We start from the raw sequence: 383 nt of genomic DNA on the forward strand, positions 1-383 counted from the left end.
CTCCTTGCGCCGCTCCCCCGCGAGCAGCTGCGCCCCGGCCAGCTCCTCGCACCGCACGGCCAGTTCCTCGATCTCGGCGGCGGCCTCGTCGACGGAGGCCCGCACCTCCAGCAGGCTCGGCGCCCCGGCCGACCCGCCGTGCGCGAAGTGGGCGCCCAGCAGATCGCCTTCGGCGGTCACGGCGATCGACTCCGGTCGCGCGTAGACCAGCTCCTCGGCGTCCTCAAGCGTCTCGACGACCACGATCCCACGCAGCAACCGGCGTACGGCGGGCATGAGTTCGGCGGGTCCATGGACCAGGTCGGCAGCGAGGGGCGGGCCACCCGGCGCGCGATCCTGGCCCGAGTTCGCCTCCCCCGCCCGACCACCCGCCGGCCGTAGCT

The 383-nt window shown here is 75.2% G+C and carries 1 pseudogene; it reads right to left on the reverse strand.

What is annotated here, in order from left to right:
* A pseudogene (locus AOK08_RS48225) lies at nucleotides 1–383 on the reverse strand (chromosome segregation protein SMC); the annotation flags it as partial.

Source organism: Streptomyces graminilatus (genome assembly GCF_001418565.1).
GTDB lineage: Bacteria > Actinomycetota > Actinomycetes > Streptomycetales > Streptomycetaceae > Streptomyces > Streptomyces graminilatus.